The 17,091-nt window shown below is 62.4% G+C and carries 15 protein-coding genes and 1 riboswitch; of the genes, 7 read left to right on the plus strand and 8 right to left on the minus strand.

Features of this window, described 5'->3' with window-relative positions; genetic code table 11:
• Positions 1-87: 87 nt before the first annotated feature.
• Both ACIOTN_RS07470 and ACIOTN_RS07475 read left to right on the plus strand, forming a co-directional pair.
• On the plus strand, positions 88-540 hold the full coding sequence (locus ACIOTN_RS07470) for a MarR family winged helix-turn-helix transcriptional regulator (RefSeq protein ID WP_402735061.1): 453 nt from the start codon (positions 88-90) through the stop codon (positions 538-540).
• On the plus strand, positions 537-1,592 hold the full coding sequence (locus tag ACIOTN_RS07475) for an FUSC family protein (protein ID WP_332502702.1): 1,056 nt from the start codon (positions 537-539) through the stop codon (positions 1,590-1,592). Before ACIOTN_RS07470 ends, ACIOTN_RS07475 begins: the two co-directional genes overlap by 4 nt.
• Here ACIOTN_RS07475 and ACIOTN_RS07480 read toward each other — a convergent pair.
• The 5 genes from ACIOTN_RS07480 to ACIOTN_RS07500 form a co-directional block, all read right to left on the minus strand.
• Positions 1,576-1,899, minus strand: a complete 324-nt coding sequence (locus tag ACIOTN_RS07480; protein ID WP_166650861.1) for a 4a-hydroxytetrahydrobiopterin dehydratase — start codon at positions 1,897-1,899, stop codon at positions 1,576-1,578. The two genes, ACIOTN_RS07475 and ACIOTN_RS07480, sit on opposite strands and share 17 nt — an antisense overlap.
• A gap of 168 nt (positions 1,900-2,067) precedes the next feature.
• Positions 2,068-3,570 (minus strand): D-serine/D-alanine/glycine transporter, encoded by a 1,503-nt coding sequence (gene cycA / locus ACIOTN_RS07485; RefSeq protein ID WP_105656110.1) that lies wholly within the window; start codon positions 3,568-3,570, stop codon positions 2,068-2,070.
• Between the two features lie 325 nt (positions 3,571-3,895).
• Positions 3,896-3,994, minus strand: a riboswitch (glycine riboswitch).
• 228 nt (positions 3,995-4,222) lie between these two features.
• On the minus strand, positions 4,223-6,481 hold the full coding sequence (locus tag ACIOTN_RS07490; RefSeq protein ID WP_402735062.1) for a heavy metal translocating P-type ATPase: 2,259 nt from the start codon (positions 6,479-6,481) through the stop codon (positions 4,223-4,225).
• A 56-nt stretch (positions 6,482-6,537) separates the two neighbouring features.
• On the minus strand, positions 6,538-6,852 hold the full coding sequence (locus tag ACIOTN_RS07495) for a heavy-metal-associated domain-containing protein (RefSeq protein ID WP_105656112.1): 315 nt from the start codon (positions 6,850-6,852) through the stop codon (positions 6,538-6,540).
• A 59-nt stretch (positions 6,853-6,911) separates the two neighbouring features.
• Positions 6,912-7,241: a metal-sensitive transcriptional regulator gene (locus ACIOTN_RS07500; RefSeq protein WP_105656113.1), complete on the minus strand. Its 330-nt coding sequence runs from the start codon at positions 7,239-7,241 to the stop codon at positions 6,912-6,914.
• Positions 7,242-7,337: 96 nt separating this feature from the next.
• Here ACIOTN_RS07500 and ACIOTN_RS07505 point away from each other — a divergent pair, with 96 nt between their 5' ends.
• Both ACIOTN_RS07505 and ACIOTN_RS07510 read left to right on the plus strand, forming a co-directional pair.
• On the plus strand, positions 7,338-8,480 hold the full coding sequence (locus ACIOTN_RS07505; RefSeq protein ID WP_105656114.1) for a peptidoglycan bridge formation glycyltransferase FemA/FemB family protein: 1,143 nt from the start codon (positions 7,338-7,340) through the stop codon (positions 8,478-8,480).
• Between the two features lie 13 nt (positions 8,481-8,493).
• Positions 8,494-9,768, plus strand: a complete 1,275-nt coding sequence (locus ACIOTN_RS07510) for a carbamoyl-phosphate synthase (RefSeq protein ID WP_402735063.1) — start codon at positions 8,494-8,496, stop codon at positions 9,766-9,768.
• 12 nt (positions 9,769-9,780) lie between these two features.
• On the opposite strand, the gene ACIOTN_RS07515 is transcribed toward ACIOTN_RS07510, so the two are convergent.
• A complete protein-coding gene (locus ACIOTN_RS07515; protein ID WP_402735064.1) occupies positions 9,781-11,205 on the minus strand; it encodes a DUF4232 domain-containing protein in 1,425 nt (474 codons plus the stop codon).
• Positions 11,206-11,314: 109 nt separating this feature from the next.
• On the opposite strand from ACIOTN_RS07515, the gene ACIOTN_RS07520 reads away from it, so the two are divergent.
• The gene (locus tag ACIOTN_RS07520; RefSeq protein ID WP_105662056.1) at positions 11,315-11,773 is read left to right on the plus strand and encodes a GatB/YqeY domain-containing protein; all 459 of its coding nucleotides are present in this window, start codon (positions 11,315-11,317) and stop codon (positions 11,771-11,773) included.
• Between the two features lie 115 nt (positions 11,774-11,888).
• Positions 11,889-13,136, plus strand: coding sequence for an MFS transporter (locus tag ACIOTN_RS07525; RefSeq protein WP_286134065.1), 1,248 nt, complete (start codon positions 11,889-11,891; stop codon positions 13,134-13,136).
• Here the strand turns inward: ACIOTN_RS07525 and ACIOTN_RS07530 are convergent.
• Both ACIOTN_RS07530 and ACIOTN_RS07535 read right to left on the minus strand, forming a co-directional pair.
• Complete coding sequence (locus ACIOTN_RS07530; RefSeq protein ID WP_105662055.1) at positions 13,133-13,897, minus strand: DUF2786 domain-containing protein; 765 nt, start codon at positions 13,895-13,897, stop codon at positions 13,133-13,135. The two genes, ACIOTN_RS07525 and ACIOTN_RS07530, sit on opposite strands and share 4 nt — an antisense overlap.
• A gap of 408 nt (positions 13,898-14,305) precedes the next feature.
• Positions 14,306-14,971 (minus strand): IclR family transcriptional regulator, encoded by a 666-nt coding sequence (locus ACIOTN_RS07535; protein WP_105656120.1) that lies wholly within the window; start codon positions 14,969-14,971, stop codon positions 14,306-14,308.
• Positions 14,972-15,140: 169 nt separating this feature from the next.
• Between ACIOTN_RS07535 and ACIOTN_RS07540 the strand changes: the two genes are divergently transcribed.
• Positions 15,141-17,039, plus strand: coding sequence for an FAD-dependent monooxygenase (locus ACIOTN_RS07540; protein WP_402735065.1), 1,899 nt, complete (start codon positions 15,141-15,143; stop codon positions 17,037-17,039).
• Positions 17,040-17,091 lie beyond the last annotated feature (52 nt).

The raw sequence follows: 17,091 nt of genomic DNA on the forward strand, positions 1-17,091 counted from the left end.
TGGAACGCGCGCCAGCTGCGTGTGAGATACATCGAATAAACTGCTTCAGGGCGAAATCGTTTCAAGCTGAAATGATATTTTGAAGGGATGAACGAACACCGGATTCCGCAGTTCCAATGGAACTCGCTGAGCTATCTCACCGCCCGAGCCGGCCGCATCGGCACCCAGGAGCTCACCGAGCTGATGGAATCCGAGTCCTTATCCCGGCATCATTTCACCATCATCTGCGCGCTGGAGGAGTTCGGCGGCATCTCCCAGAGCGACTTGGCAGATCGCTCGAATGTGAACCGCGGCCATCTGGTGGCCTACCTCGATCAGCTGTCGAGCCGTGGGATCCTGGAACGCGAAGTTGATCCGGAGGACCGCCGCCGCAACGTCATCACGCTGACTCCCGAGGGCCGGAAATTCGCTGCCCGGGCGATGGAGGCTGCCTCGCATAACGAAGCCAAGGTCTTCGGCGCATTGGATGAGCCGCAGCGGGAGCAGCTGCGCGCCTTGCTGCAGCTGGTCGCTACGCAGGACGGCGAGGCACGCCAGTGAAGCGCCACTTAGAAGAAATAGTGCAGCGCAGCGTCGTCGTGGCCCCGCACCGCCCGTCGCTCATCCCGGCAGCCAAGGCGACGATCAGCCTGGCCGCGCCGCTGATCCTGTTGGCCGGCCTTGGCCGCCTTGACTGGGCAATGTATGCAGCGTTCGGCGCCTTCTGCGCGGTCTTCGGCCGTTTCGACGCGTACGCGCCGCGTTTCTGGCAGCAGCTCTCGGCAGGTATCGTGCAACTGGCCGCAATGCTACTGGGCACCTATTTTTCGCTCATCGAGGCACCGTTCCCGGTACGCGTGCTCGTGCTGGCATTCATTGGTTTTGGCGCCAACTACGTCTCCCATGCCACGCGCTGGATGCCGCCGGGCCCGGTCTTCGCGGTCTTCGCCGGCGGCGCCTGCCTGGGCATCCCGGCCACTTCGCAAAGCTTCACCGGGGTGCTGCTGGCCGGCGGCGGAACAATGGCCTTCAGCATGCTGCTGATGCTTGGCCTGTCGATGCGCAAAGCCAACCTGCTTCATACCCTGCGCTCCGGATACGCCTGGTCGCCCTCGCGCCGGGCCATGGCCCAATCGCTCCAAATGGGCACGGGCGTGCTGCTGGCGGGAATCGCAGGGCATCTGCTCAGCGACGGCCACTGGTACTGGGCCAGTCTCGGCGCGATCGCCGCAGTCACCGGCGCTGATGCCTATGCGCGGGTAGCCCGCGGGCTGCAGCGCTGCGCAGGCACCTGCATTGGCGTAGCGCTGACCGCAATAGTTTTCGCCTTCGATTCCCCGGTCTGGGTAATCCTGGCCGCTGCGCTGGCCTCGCAGTTCGTCATCGAGCTGGTGATTCTGCGCAACTATGCGGTGGGGATGGTATTCATGACGGTCACCGCACTGCTCATGGTCCACCTGGTCAGCCCTGAACCGGCCGCGTCCCTGCTCATCGACCGCATTTCCATGACGGCGCTGGGCGCTTTGGTGGGTGCGGTGCAGAGCATCGCCATTTCGCTGCTGGTGGCCCGCCGCCGCCAAGGCCGAACGCCGGGGGCTACCAGTGCTCGGTGACAACCTGCGCTTCGAGCTTGCCGGCCTCGATGGAGATATGGCGGGCTAATTCCAGGTCCAGTGTTCCCAGATGCTCGGGCTGGTTGTGCGTTAGGCGCAGCTCGACGATGGTAACCCGCCACTCCAGGTGCGGATGCCGGTTGTCCTGCTCGGCGCGCAGGCCTACCTGGACAATGAACTGCAAGGCCGTGCTCGCGCAATCGAAACGGTAAGCGGCCCGCAAACCCAAGTCATCACGCTTCCAATCAGGCAAGGCGCCCAGCCTCTGATCGAATTCGAAGCGCGGTAACGGACCGGTTGATGCCATGGTTCTCTCCTCCAAGCGGCAGCGGGTCGGACTATGCAAGTGGTTGCTGCCTGCCATCATGATCGCATCGACCCCGGCTATTGCGGTAGCGATCCCAGCGACTATGCAGTTAGGCCCCGGCATCTGGTGATGCCGGGGCCCGGCTGAGAGAGCTGTCAAGTGCTCGGGCTACTGGCGGATGTCCTCGGCAACCTGTGCGGCGGTTTCCGCTTCGCGCTTGGCGAAGGATTCCGCATCACGGTAGGCGGAGGCCTCATAGCGTTCGTGCGCCACCTTGGCCAGGTGCGCGGCGCGCAGTGCCTGGTGCTGGGGGTTGCGGCGGATGACCAGGTAGCCTGCAGCCAGGATCAGGAACCAGATCGGGGTAATGGCCATAGCCATGAGGGTATCGGTCTGGGTGGTCAGGGCCCACAAGATGAAGCCGAAGAATGCCAGCACAACATATGGCATGAAGCTGCCGCCAGGGACCTTGAACTTCGATGCGTCGTGCAGGTGCGGGCGACGAGCACGGAAGACCAGGTAGCTGAGCAGGATGATGGTCCAGACGAACATGAAGCACAGGGCCGAGACGGTGGTGACCAGTGTAAATGCTCCCATGACCGAATCGCCGCCGTAGAGCAGTGCGACGCCGGCCAGCAGGAACATGCAGGAGAACATCAGGGCGTTGCGCGGAACCTTGCGGCCTGACAGCTTGGTGAACGTCTTCGGTGCATCGCCTTCCATGGACAGGCCACGGAGCATGCGGGAGGTCGAGTAGATACCCGAGTTGGCGCTCGAAGCCGCCGAGGTAAGGACCACGAAGTTGATGATGCCAGCGGCGCCAGCCAGACCGGCCAGGGCGAACATGCCCACGAATGGCGATTGCGCAGCGGAGAACAGATCCCAGGGGGTCACGGCCATCAGGATGATCAGCGCGCCAACGTAGAAGAACAGGATGCGGACAGGAATCGAGTTGATTGCCTTGGGCAGGGTCTTTTCGGGGTCCTTGGTTTCCGCCGCGGTGGTGCCAACCAGCTCAATGCCAACGAAGGCGAAGACCGCGATCTGGAAACCGGCTACGAAGCCCATGAAGCCGGTCGGGAACATGCCGCCGTCGTTCCACAGGTTAGCGAAGGATGAAGAAGCACCGTTGTGCTCGAAACCGGTGATCACCATAACCAGGCCAACCACGATCAGTGCGCCGATGGCGACGATCTTGATCAGCGAGAACCAGAATTCGGTTTCGCCAAAAGCCTTCACTGTCGCCAGGTTCAGAACCAGCAGCAGCACGATACAGGCTAGTGCCGGGATCCATAGCGGCAAATCGCCCCACCAGAAGGCGACATAATGGGCGATGGCCACGACGTCGGCGATGCCGGTGACAACCCAGCAGAACCAGTAGGTCCAGCCGGTAAAGAATGCGGCCCAAGGGCCTAACAGGTCGCCGGCGAAGTCGGCGAAGCTCTTGTAGTTCAGGTTGCTCAACAGCAGTTCGCCCATGGCGCGCATGACGAAGAACAGCATGAAGCCAATGATCATGTAGACGAAGATGACCGACGGGCCGGCTACCGAGATGGTCTTGCCGGAGCCCATGAACAAGCCGGTGCCGATGGCGCCGCCAATGGCGATCAGCTGGATGTGACGATTGGAGAGCCCTCGTTCGAGTGCGGGGCCAGAACTGGTGGTACTCATGCTGATTGCCTTCCAGGAGTGTGGTGTGACGCCTCGAAGCGCTCCTGCCCCCAAGCCCTGAAGGCTTGGAGAGCAGCTGCTCGCTTTGAAGAACGCATCCGACTAGGAAGGATTCCAGCTGGGCATTGCGCGGCATGCTGCGCTCAGAGCAGTTGCTGCGAATGCCACGGGGAGTCCCTCGAAACTGGTGCGCTCGGTGCGGCACTGTTCTTGGTCCCTCCCCAATCTGTATTACAACCTGAGAGTTTTCACTTCCACCCGAATACTGGGTGAAGCTTGCTCCTTCGGTGAGCCCGGACGAACCTGGGCTGCTTTCCAGAGGTGCCTGTTCGTAGCGGTACGGGTGCCTGAGAGTTTCCCGGGGAGGAAATTGCTCCTACGGCGCCCGCCCATGGTGTGAGCGGATCTCTCCCGCCACGCATCAACGGCATATATGGTGATTGCCATCACAGTATGCGCAGAAAAATGAACGTGGTGCAAGTCGCAATTTCACACTTCGGGCCCCGGATAACCGCTTGGCCACGCCAATCGTGGAAAGTGGCTGGCGAAATGGGGGATTCTCCGCTTCGTAATGATTCGGGAAGCAAGGGCATGGATGCGGCAAAGCGGGGCATCGGTTCAACCGATGCCCCGCGTGGGGAGGTACGGAGGGCTACTTCCCGAACCGTCGCAGCCGCAGCGAGTTCAGTACCACCAGCACCGAGCTGGCTGCCATGGCCGCTCCGGCGATCATCGGGTTCAGCAAGCCCAGGGCCGCAATCGGAATGCCGGCAGTGTTGTAGGCGAAAGCCCAGAACAGGTTCATCTTGATGGTGGACAGGGTTCGGGCCGACAGGTCGATGGCCTGCGTGACCTGATGCAGGTCGTTACCCATCAGGGTGATGTCCGCGGCTTCGATGGCCACATCGGTGCCCGAGCCCATGGCGATGCCGAGGTCGGCCTGCGCCAGTGCTGGCGCGTCATTCACGCCATCGCCCACCATGGCCACGACCTTGCCCTGCTCTTGCAATGAGGTGATCGCCTGGGCCTTGCCGGCAGGGAACACCCCGGCGAATACGTCCTCGGCCTTGATGCCTACCTGGGCGGCAACCTCGGTAGCCACCGACTGGTTGTCGCCGGTCAGCAGCACCACGCGCAGGCCGCGCTCCTGGAGTTCGGCAATAGCTTTTGCGGAGCTGTCCTTGATCTTGTCCGCCACCGAGATCACTGCCTGGAACTGCTGGTCCACCGCGACCAGGATGGCGGTCGCGCCGGCCTGCTCGGCTTGCGCGAGCATGGCCTTGGCGGAGTCATCCAAGGACGCGCCCTGGGCTTCGAGCCAGCTGGAGCGGCCTACGGCAACGCGATGCCCGTTGACCGTGCCGACCACGCCGCCGCCCGGATCGGAATCGAAGTCGCTGGCTTCGGGCAGCGGGCCCAAGCCGGCTGCGGCCTTGGCGATGGCCTGGGCGATCGGATGCTCGGAATGGTGTTCCACGGCACCGGCCAAGGCCAGGACCTCATCGGGATCGACTCCGTCGATGGCCTCGGTGCTCTGATGGGCCATGACCCCGGTGGTCACGGTGCCGGTCTTGTCCAGCACGATGGTGTCCAGCTTGCGGGTATCTTCCAGGACCTGCGGCCCGCGGATCAGGATGCCCAGCTGCGCGCCGCGTCCGGTGCCGACCAGCAAGCCGATCGGGGTCGCCAGGCCCAATGCGCAGGGGCAGGCGATGACCAGCACGGCGACCGCAGCGGTGAACGCCTGGTAGGGATCGCCGCTGGCAAAGAACCAGGTCACGAACGTGAGCAGCGCAATGGCCAGTACGATCGGCACGAAGACGGAGGATATCCGGTCAGCCAGGCGGGCAATGGGCGCCTTGCCCGATTGGGCTTCGGAGACCAGCTTGCCCATCTGGGCCAAGGTGGTGTCCGCGCCAACGCGGGTAGCTTCGATCACCAGCCGGCCCGAGGCATTCAAGGTCGCGCCGGTGACTTCATCGCCGGGCCCGGCCTTCTGCGGGACCGATTCGCCCGTAAGCAGCGAGGTGTCTACCGCGCTGGCGCCGTCAATGACCACGCCGTCAGTAGCGATCTTCTCGCCGGGGCGCACCACGAAATGGTCCCCGACCTGCACCTGCCCGGCCGGGATTTTCACTTCCGCGCCGTCGCGAAGCACCACTGCATCCTTGGCGCCCAGGTTCAGCAAGGACTTCAGCGCATCGGATGCCGAGGACTTGGCGCGGTGCTCCAGGAAACGGCCCAGCAGCAGCAAGGTGGCCACGACGCCGGCAGTTTCAAAGTAGAGCGCATGCTCGGACATGGACATGCCGATATGGGCGGTCAGCTGCGGATCGAGGATCAGCTGCACTGCAGAGAAGAAGTAGGCCGCGAGCACACCGAGGGAAACCAGAGTGTCCATGGTCGAGGCCAGGTGCCGTGCGTTGACGGCCGCTGCCTTGTGGAAAGGCCAGGCGCCGTAAAAGACCACGGGAGTGGCCAGCGCGAAGGCGACCCAACCCCAATGCGGGAACTGCGCTGCGGGAATCATGGAAATGATGAACAGCGGAATGGTGAAGATCGCGGAGACCAGCAGGCGGCGCAGCAGGTGGTTGGGCACCATGTGCTCGTGCCCGCCGTGATCATGTTCCCCGTGTCCCTGGTGATCCGAACCGGCGGGTTTGGGCGGGTGCTTGAGGGAAGCGGTATAGCCGGCGGCTTGCACCGTATCGATCAGTGCCTCATCGGTGACATCGGCTGGGACCTGGACCTTGGCGGTTTCCAGGGGCAGGTTCACCGTCGCGCTGACACCGGGCAGCTTGCCGAGTTTGCGTTCCACCCGATTCACGCACGAGGCGCAGGTCATTCCCTGGATGTCCAGATCGACGGTGCGCAATTCGGGGATTGTTTCATGCGGGGCATGGGAAGTCATGATTTACGACCTTGCACTTTCTTGCCGTTGTGGCTTGGTGCCTGGCTTTTTTGCGGCTAGGCGTTAATTGCTTCGACGGTGTAACCAGCCTCGTCGATGGCATTGCGAATGCTCTCTTCGCTTACGGTTGCGCTGGTGGTGACGTTGGCGGTGGACACGCCCTTCGCATCGAGGAACACTTCCACCTCTTGCACCCCATCAAGCTCCTTGAGCTCCTCGGTGACAGAGGATACGCAGTGGCCGCAGGTCATGCCGGAGATCTTGATTTCCACATGGCTAGTCAGCGGGGTGCTCTGCTCGCGGGGAATGATCTGCAGGCCCTGGTTGGAGTTCTTTTCCGAGGAGCATCCGCAATTGCAGTTGTGGCTCATGATCTTGCTCTCTTTCGATGAATTCTGTGTGAACTGGAAATGGGTCCGTTGGGGCGCGCTCAGCGCACCAAACGGGAGATGGCGGCCGTGGCCTCGGCGATTTTGTCTTGCACGATGGATGGATCACCCGTCTCGATGGATGACTTGGCCGCATCAACCACGCAATGGCCGATATGGTCATCGATCAGCTGCACGCTGACCTTGTGCAATGCCGCGTTGATAGCGGAGATCTGGGTCAGGATGTCGATGCAGTACTTGTCTTCATCTACCATCTTGGCCACTCCGCGCACCTGGCCTTCAATGCGCTTCAGGCGTCGTTCCAAGGCGCTTTTATCCGCGTGATAGCCGTGGTGCTCAGCTGTTTCATGTGGCGTGTGGTTGGTATCCATATAACGATCATACCCCCTAGGGGTATTAAGTCAAGTACCCCCTGGGGGTATCCAGCATCCCCCAGCCGGAGAGGGAAGCACGGTAGGATTTCACCCGTGAGCCACAACGAACTTCATGTGCGTCCGATTTCCGGCACCGAGCACTCATCATTCCTTGAGACCGCCCAAGACGTCAGCTTCCTGCAGCGTCCCGAATGGGCCCAGGTCAAGGGCGGCTGGCGCGGTGAATCCCTCGGCTGGTTCGAGGAAGACGAGCTGGTAGGCGCGGCACTGGTGCTGCATCGTGCAGCCCCGGTCATCAAGAAGACCCTCGCCTACATCCCCGATGGCCCGGTCATCGACTTCGGCACCTATGCTCCTGGACAGGTAATCCAGCCGCTGGCCGCCTACCTGAAGAATCGTGGCGCATTCCAGCTGAAGATGGGCCCGGGACTGGCCGTGCGCACCTGGGGTGCCGCCGCGGTGCGCAAGAACCTGGGCAAGGAAGGGTTCACCCAGCTCGCTGACCTTGAAACCCAGAGCACCTCAGGCACCGCGCTAGCGCTGAATGACGCCTTGCTGGAAATGGGCTTCTCCAAAGAAGATGTGGGACTGGACTTCGCTGCGGGCCAGCCGGAATTCGTGGCCCGCGTGGCGTTGCAAGATGATGACGGCAACCAGCTGGACGTGGACCAGGTCATGGCCAGCTACTCGGCGACCACCCGCAACGAGACCCGCAAGGCGCTGAAGAGCACCCTGGAAATCGAAGTCGGCCAGACCAAGGACATGGCCCGCTTCCATGCCCTGTACAACCACACCGCGGATCGCCAGGACTTCACCGGCCGCCCGCTGGGCTACTTCGAGAAGATGCACACCGTGCTCAACGAAGCGGTGCCGGGCTCCTGCACCCTGTACATCGCCAGCAATGAAGGCGTGGACCTGGCCGCATCCATTGTCATCCGTTCCTCGAACCTGGCCTGGTACCTGTACGGCGCTTCCTCCTCGGAGCAGCGCAAGCTGTTCGCGCCGAAGGCGATCATGCAGCACATGGTCATCGATTCCATCGAGGCAGGTTGCCGCTATCTGGACCAGGGCGGCGTGAGCGCGACCCTGGACAAGGAGCACCACCTCTCGGGGCTGACCAAGTTCAAGACCAACACCGGCTGCGACATCGTGCAGACCAACGGCGAGTGGGACCTGGCGCTGAACAAGCCCCTGGCGTGGGCCTTCGAAAAATACATGAACTGGCGCAAGAAGTAGGGAAAACACCACTTTGGCAATCGATCCAACCCAGCCATTTGTCCCGGTCATCCTCGGCGGGGACATCGGCACCTACACCTTGGCGCGCGAATTCTACGAGGCCTACGGGGTGCGCTCGGTGGTTCTGCCGGCTGCCGGCAACGGCGTCATCGAGCACTCGGTAGCCATCGAACTGCGCCCCATCGGCTCCATGGCCGACGAGGGACGCGTAGTCGCGGCCCTGGTCGAGCTGGCCGATGAGCTGAAGGCAGCGGCGGATCGGCCGCTGATGCTTTTCGGCTCCCTGGACTTCCACATCATGCTGATCGCCAAGAACCGTGAGCAGCTTGAGGAACAGTACGTCATCCCGTACCCCCAGCTGGAAACCATCGAGGGTGCGGCACTGAAAGAGAACTTCTACGCGCTCGCCGGAAAATTGGGCATCGCCCATCCGCGCACCGCCGTGTATTACCCGGGAACCCCGCTGGATTCGCTGGTAGGTTCCTTCGACTACCCGGTCATCGGCAAGCCATCGAGCTCCGCGGATTGGATCGCCGCCAAGTTCGAGGGCAAGCAGAAGATCCACACCATCGACAGCCGCGCCGACCTCGAAGCCCTGGTTTCCAGAATCGATGGCAGTGGCTACGACTCGGGGTACATCTTCCAGGAGTACATTCCGGGTGGAGATGACGCGATGCGCCTGTGCACCTACTTCGCCACCCAGGAAGAAAAGGTCATCTTCGCCGGCTACGGCGAAGTGGTGATCGAGGAGCATGCCCCGCTGGTGCTGGGCAATTCGGCCGCCATTGTCAGCGGTCGCAACGATGCGATGGCCGCCGATGGCGCGCGCATGCTCGAAGAACTGGGCTGGCGCGGAATTGCCATGATCGATGCCAAATACGATCACCGCGATGGCCAGATCAAATTCTTCGAGATCAACCCGCGCCTGGGCCGCAACCACTTCTACCTGACCGCAGCCGGGGTGAACCCGGCCCGTTTCTATGTCACCGAGTTCCTCGGCGCGCAGTTCGATCAGTCGAACCCGGAAACCGACGCGGTGGTGGACACCGGCACAGGTGTCTTGCAGCTGTCGCGCCAGCGGCTATTCACCGTGCTGCCGCACCACTTGCTGCGCCGCTTCCTGGACAGCGGAACCGGCCGCAAGGCAGAAGCACTGCTCAAGGCAGGCAAGGTCTCGAACCCGTTGAAGTTCGCAGCCGAGAAGAACCCTCGCCGCAAGCTCTATCTGCTGTTGAATGCGGCCAACCACTACCGCAAGTTCAAGGCGTTCCCGCCGCGCACCCAGTAGGATTGCCCAGGCCTAGGGCCTAGGAGTGGCCGGTGGTTGCGGTTTGAAGGCGTCTCCAGGAATTGCCCACCCGTCGCGCGCCTGGACCCAGGGGCTTTGGGCGACCTGCGCCCCGTCGAGGATGTCAAGGGACGTCGGCTGGCCATCGTATTGGGGTGCGAGCTGGACCGGTTTCATCCCCTTGGCTGCGGCGATGACCAGGTCAACGGTTTCATCCGGATCCTGGGACGTTGACATGGCATTCCAATCCAGCGTCGAAATCACCGCTTCGCCGGAAGGGATGGCAACGCGTTCAAGGAGGATATCCGGTTCGGGCTGCAGCTCGATATCCGGCTGGGCATCGCCGGCCTCGTTGAGGAAATCGATCTGCGGGTAGGACTGCAACGCGCACGAGCGAGCAGAAATGTTCTTGGCGTAGACCGCCATGTACCGTGAACCGGCAGCTGCATCGGGTGCGCCGAGGGCTATTTCCAAGTCCCCCTCTGCGCACAACGGAGCTGGCTGATTCGCTGGCCAGCTTTTGACCTTGTCGGGAAGAACCACAGGCTTGGGAATCAGCCATTGTGGTTTCTTGTTTCCAACCCAGCCTTCAGCAAGGACCTCGTATCGAGGCGATGCCAGCTTGTAGGGCATGGACTCGCCAAAGGGACCATGCCGCTCCAGCCATAAGCGGGTTTCCTTTTCCGCCTCTGCTGGCGCCTCGTTGCCGAGGACCAGGTTCAATCCGGAATGGTCAATGCTGGCGCTCTCGAAGACACCTCGCTTGGCCGCCTCGATAAGAAGCTGGAGCTCGGGAATATCAGTGCGATTCGCGGGCGAATAGCGCACGGATCGATCTGCTAGTGCCAAATCGGTGGGGTGCTTGGCCTGTGCAGCGAATTTTCCCAGCGCCAGCAGCTGCTCCAAATTAAACGCCGTGGCCGAGTAGTTAGCCGCACTTGCCGCGCCGAGCCCGCGTAGGCGGAATGCGAATGAAGCCCTCTCACCGAGAAGACCAGGCTTCGCTTGCTCTTCGCCTCCAAAGTGCGAAAAATTGTCGGAGACTTCCAGTGGGTAGGTTTTCGTCTTTGAGCCTGGGATATTCTGGGGTTCACCGGCGACAAAGGCCAGGTCGATGTTCCGCAAGCTCAGGGCATGGGCCCCAGCCTGGATCTGTTGTGCCATCTCCCGCACGATTACTTCCGCTTGTGCAGGATCGAGCTGATCCGATAGCACGAATTGCAGGTCAACTGACAGATCCGGTGCGGCCAAGGCATCGTGATCCATGACCTCGGAGGACATCTGGACGCCAAGGACCCCGTCCCGGTCCTCGACGGCTGCAACGAAATCGCAAACTTCATCGGGCGCGTCGCAGGAATTCCATGGCTGCCAGATCACCAGGATGGCTGCGATAAGAGCCAGTGCGATGACGCTAGCTCCAGCGCGCAGTGAATTCATCTGGCTACTGTATCAAATGCGACCTCATGCTTGACCGCTGGTACTCCGGAAAACGGTAACCGGATAATGCGAGTAAAATTTCAAGCACACGTATTGAAAGCGAGTTCCCATGAGTTTGAAAGATCGCCTGCGCGATGACAGCATCGCCCATCTGAAGGCCGGCAACGAGCTGGAGAAGACGACCCTGCGCAATATCCTCAGTGCCATCGGCACCAAGGAAAAGTCCGGAAAGAACCCCAGCGAGCTCAACGACCAGGATGTCGAGAACCTGCTTCGCAAGGAAGTCGGCAACCGCGAGGAAACTGCTGGCCTGGCCGCCAAGGACGGCCGCACCGAATTGGCTGAACGCGAATTGGCCGAAGCCGCCTTCATCTCCACGTACCTGCCCAAGATGCTTGACGAAGCGCAAGCCCAGGACATTGTCGAGAGGATCATGGCCGAACTTGCAGCCGATCACGACCTGACCATGAAGGACATGGGCCAGGCCATGAAGCTGGTCGGCGCCGAAATCGCTGGCCGCTTCGATGGCAAGGCTGTCTCCCAGATGGTGCGCGCCAAACTGGGCTAGCCAACACTGGACTTTTCATTCGGCACGGGCCGTCCAACTTTTGGGGCGGCCCGTTGCCGTAGTCCAGGCAACGGGGATGGGATCCGGGTTTTGAAGCAGATAGTCTGTGGATACCATGCCTGACTTCCCGAAAAACCGCGCCACCCTGTCCAAGGGCTCTGGCGCACTGCTGATCCTTGCCATCATCCTGGCCTCGCTGAACCTGCGTCCTGCCGTCACCTCCTTGGGGTCCCTGCTTGATCTGGTGATTGGCGACCTGCAGATGAATGGCTTCGTGGCCGGAATGATCACCGGCATCCCTCCACTGTGCTTCGCGCTGCTGGGTCCCTTGGCGCCACGGCTGGCCGGGAAGCGCGGACCGGAACTAGTGGTGGCCTCAGCCATGGGTGCTGTCCTGTTGGGCATTGCCCTGCGCGCGGTGGCTCCGGGGACCGGATTCTTCCTGCTGTGCACCGCATTGGCCCTTGCGGGCATCGCGGTGGGCAACATTCTCATGCCGGTACTGGTCAAGCGCTGGTTCCCGGGAAAGATCGGGATTGTCACCGGCGCCTACACTACGGCGGTTGCCTTGGGTGCTTCCGGAGTTGCGGGGGTCGCCGTGCCGGTGAATCAGATGCTCGGCGGAAACTGGCGCGTGGGCTTGGGATTCTGGGCAATTCTGGCCTTGCTGGCGCTGGTGCTGTGGCTTTTGGTGTACTTCGGGATGCGCAACCAAATCGCAGCCCAGCAGCAGCATCTTGCCAGTAACTCAAATGATGCGGCCGGCATCGGGCCGATGAGCAAGAACGCCACCGCATGGTGGGTGGCGTTGTTCTTCGGCGGGCAGTCCGCCGTGGCTTATATCTTCATGGGGTGGCTGCCCAAGATCTTCATCGACTTGGGAGTCTCGCCGGCATTCGCTGGATCCCTGCTGGCGATCCTGCTGGGTGTGGGCGTGCCTTTGTCCTTCGTGATGCCGGCGCTCGCTGCCAAATTCTCGAACCAGGCGCCATTGGTGATCTTCAACGGTGCCGTGGGCATCATCGCGATCATCGGCATGCTGCTTGCTCCGGTCCAGGGAGCGGTGCTGTGGGCGGTGCTGCTGGGCATTTGCGGGTCGAACTTCCCGCTGGCCTTGACCATGATCGGCTTGAAGGCCCGCACCGCCGCGGGTGTCTCGAAGCTCTCCACCTTCGGCCAGTCTGCGGGCTATCTGCTGGCGTTCCCCGGTCCGTTCCTGGTCGGGGTGCTGCACGAAACTTCGGGTTCATGGGTTGCGCCAATGTGGCTTATTGCCGGCTTGATCGTTTTCCAGACCCTGGTCGGCATCATGGCCGGGCGTCCGCGCTACATCGAGGACACGCAACTAGAGCAAGTGCGCTAGCTGGCGACTTCGCCGGTCGCGGCTGAGTCGACGTGCTTGTCGAAACCGAGATCTGCCTGGCTTCCTGCGACCCGTCCGGCCAATGAGGCATTGGCGCTTCCGGCTGCGGCGCGGTTCCTGCTGCGGCGCAGGAACGGATATTGGTTGCTGACGAATTCGTCGACCTGTTCCTTGCGGCTGGCCAGGACCAGTTCGGTCCCGCTGCCGCTGTGCACGCTTTCTTCCTGGTAGAGGATGGCGATGCGCGAAGCGACTTGCAGGTAGAAGCTGCGCTGGAATTCGCGGCGTTCAATGGTTTTCTCGGAATCGGTGTACCAGTTCGCGTAGAGCTTGCCCTCCTGTGCCCACCAGTGGGCCATGGCGGCAGTCGCCTGGACAACCAAGGAGGCGAAGAGATTCTTGACGGTAGCTACATCCGATTCATGGCCGATGATGTACAGCCTGCACGAGGTCGAGTAGTTGCTTTGCAGCATGGACACCGTGCGGAAGGCCCGGCCCACAGCGGACAGGCCATCGCGCTGTCCCAGGCGGTAGACGCCGCGCATATCGAAGTGCTCCTCGATAATGGCTTCCTTCTTCTTGCCCCGGTGGGCCGAGTCGGCATCCAGTTCCGCACGGCCGATGCCATAGCGCACCATGAGCCGTTCGGCATGTTCCTGGAAGGCCTGCGCTTCGTGCGGGAAAGTGGTGTTCTCGGCCTTGTTCAGCAATAGGGCAATGCGTTCTTTCAAGCGTTGCAGCTTTTGCTCAGAGGTGCTCATGGCTTCTTCCTTGCTAGCGGTCCGGCGGTGGCGAAGCGGTCATATCCGGTTCTCTGCATTAGTTTGCCACGAGGTGCAGAGCCCTGCTTGAGGGGCTGTGGGTAACTGCCGCCAGTGGACCCTAGCCGGTTGTGCAAACCGCGCGTAGAGTGAAGGCACCAAGCAGGTCCAGCAGGCCCGCGAACTTCGCTTCGCGGCTGGTCATCGGAGGTTGTGATGGGTGATTTTCGTGCATACACCATGGAAGAGCGGGCCACGTACCTGGCTCCTTCATGCGATCGCTGCGGGCAGCACCGCCACATAGTGTGGGAGAAGGTTGAAGGAACCCAGACCTACCGTCCGCGTGATGCGGGGTGCTCCAATGAGGCCTGCACCGCCTAGCTAGCGCAGCGTGCGGGCAGGTACCGCTCACGAGCGGATGCCCAGGCTTGCCGAGATGCGTGCCGAGGCGGCCGTAAGCACGGCTGCAATGTGGTTGCGATCGCGTTCCAGTGGCGGGTAGATGACGGCGATGGCCGCGGGCTTGCCCTGCGGGAGCACCAGCGGAACGGCAATCGAGGTTAGTCCCGGGATCACTTCGTCATGGCTGAATTCGAAGTCCTTGGCCGGGTGCTCCTGGGGATTGAGCATGGAACGGATGACCCGTCCCGGTGCGCCGTTGTCGATCGGATGGCGGGTGCCCGGGCGCTGGGCTACGGTGGCATCGGCGAGCCGGGGTTCTGCGGTGCTCAGGGTAACGGCTGCCTCGCCATCGAAGACGACAAGCAGCGCCGTCATCTGCAGCTCATCGGAGACGGTGGCCAGATGCGGTGCGGCCGCGGCCTGCAGGGACTTGGCGACGTTGCGCGCCAGCGCGCCCAGGCGGGCTCCCAACTCGAGCTCGCCTGCAGGATTGCGTTCCACGAAACCGTACTGCTCGAAGGTCTTGACCAGCCGGTAGGCCATGGAGCGGTGCACGCCCAGCAGTCCGGCGAGTTCCGAGACGCTCAGCGGCGTCGCGGATTCCCCGATCAGGGTCAGTGCCTCTAGCCCGCGGCCCAGGGTCTGCGAACCGCCTTCGGTGGTTTTGCTCATGTTCCAATCATTCCATCTGGCCTGCGCAGATGCCTGCCGTGCTGTTCCCGGTGTGATCCACGTCTTGCCTACAGCCTACGTGAAAGCTACGATTGTTTCTATAGTTAGAACAGTGTCGCAATTATAGAGACGATGAAGTTCAGCGGCACAGCGATAGGGGAGCCACATTATGCAGATTCACCACAGGGGATACGTTTCCGGGGATCCACGGGTCAAGGAAGCGGCCGGCTACGGCATCGACCGCGCCGAGCAAATTCCCGATGAAATGGATGTGCTGATCGTTGGAACCGGTCCGGCGGCCGCCGTGGTGACCGCGCAGCTCTCGCGCTTCCCGAGCATCAACGCCCGCGCCATCGAGATGCGCCCGGGCCGGCTCGACGTCGGCCAGGCCGACGGCATCCAGGCCCGCTCGGTGGAAACCTTCCAGGCTTTCGGCTTCGCCAACGAGGTTGTCGAAGAGGCCTACCGCAATGTCGAAATGTGCTTCTGGACCCCGGACCCCGAGAACCCGGCGAACATCAAGCGCCATTCGCGTGCTGCCGACGACTCCACCGGAATGAGCGAGTTCCCGCACATCTACGTGAACCAGTCGCGCATCCTGGACTACTTCCTGCGTGACGCCGAACGCGCGCCGGGCAAAATCACCCCGGACTACGGCGTGGAATACCTCGGCTGCGAGATCGACCCGGACGCCGAATACCCGGTGTCCGCGCGCATCAAATACGTGGCGGGGCCGCGTACTGGCGAAGAGCGCACCGTGAAGGCCAAGTACCTGGTTGGCGGCGACGGCGCGCGCAGCCAGGTGCGCCGCTCGCTGGGCCACAAGCTGCACGGCGATGCGGCCCTGCATGCCTGGGGCGTCATGGACGTCATGGTCAACACCGACTTCCCGGACATCCAGGTCAAATGCTCAATCCAGTCCCATGACGCGGGCAATATCCTGCTTATCCCGCGCGAAGGCGGCTACCTGGTCCGCTTCTACGTGGACCTGGGCGAGCTGACCGCCGAGGATGCCGGGGCCATCCGCAACACCCCGGTCGAGGAAATCGTGGCCACAGCCAACCGCATCATCCACCCGTACACGATGGACGTGAAGAACGTCGCCTGGTTCTCGGTCTACGAGGTGGCCCACCGGATCACCGACGGCTTCGACGACGTTTCCGATGAGGAGCGCGGCACCCGCTGCGCGCGCGCCTTCATCATGGGCGATGCCTGCCACACCCACTCGGCCAAGGCCGGGCAGGGCATGAACGTGTCCATCCAGGACGGCTTCAACCTGGGCTGGAAGCTGGCCGCCGTGCTCGAAGGCCGCGCCCCGGATGCGCTGCTGGATACCTACGCCGGGGAACGCAAGGTCATCGCGCAGAACCTGATCGACTTCGACAAGGAATGGTCCACCCTGATGGCCAAGTCGGTGGACGATTGGGAAGACCCTGACGAGCTGGAGAAGTACTACACCAAGACCCAGGAATTCCCTGCCGGGTTCATGACGCAGTACACCCAATCGCCGATCACCGCCGGCCTGGAGCACCAGGATCTGGCCCCGGGCTTCCCGGTGGGCAAGCGCTTCAAGTCCGCCGAGGTCATCCGCCGTTCTGATAACCGCTGGCGCCACTTGGGCCACTTCCACGAGGCTGACGGACGCTGGCGCATCTACGCCTTCGCCGATGCGGCAGCACCGGCACTGGAGGGCACCGCAATGGCCGACTTCGCCGCTTGGTGGAGCGCCGATCCGGCATCGCCGCGCAACCTGTACACCCCGGCAGGCGGGGACGAGGACGCCGTGTTCGATACCAAGGCCATCTACCAGCAGGACTATACGCAGGTCGAGCTGCATGATGTGCCCAAGGCCTTCCAGCCGCTGAAGGTCCCGTACGGCCTGCACGACATCAACCAGGTATTCGCAGCCGGCCACGGCCGCGACATCTTCCGCGACCGCGAAATCAGCAAGAACGGCGCCATCGTGGTGGTCCGCCCGGACCAGTACGTCGCCGGGATCTTCCCGCTGGATGCGCGTGAGGAGATCGCCGGGTTCTTCGCCGGGAACATGCTTCCGGCCAACGGCTAGAAAACCCTATTGGCTCTTTTGGCCGCACCCTGCTGAACCATGGGTGCGGCCA

The organism is Glutamicibacter sp. NPDC087661, from assembly GCF_044743275.1.
Classification (GTDB): Bacteria; Actinomycetota; Actinomycetes; order Actinomycetales; family Micrococcaceae; genus Glutamicibacter.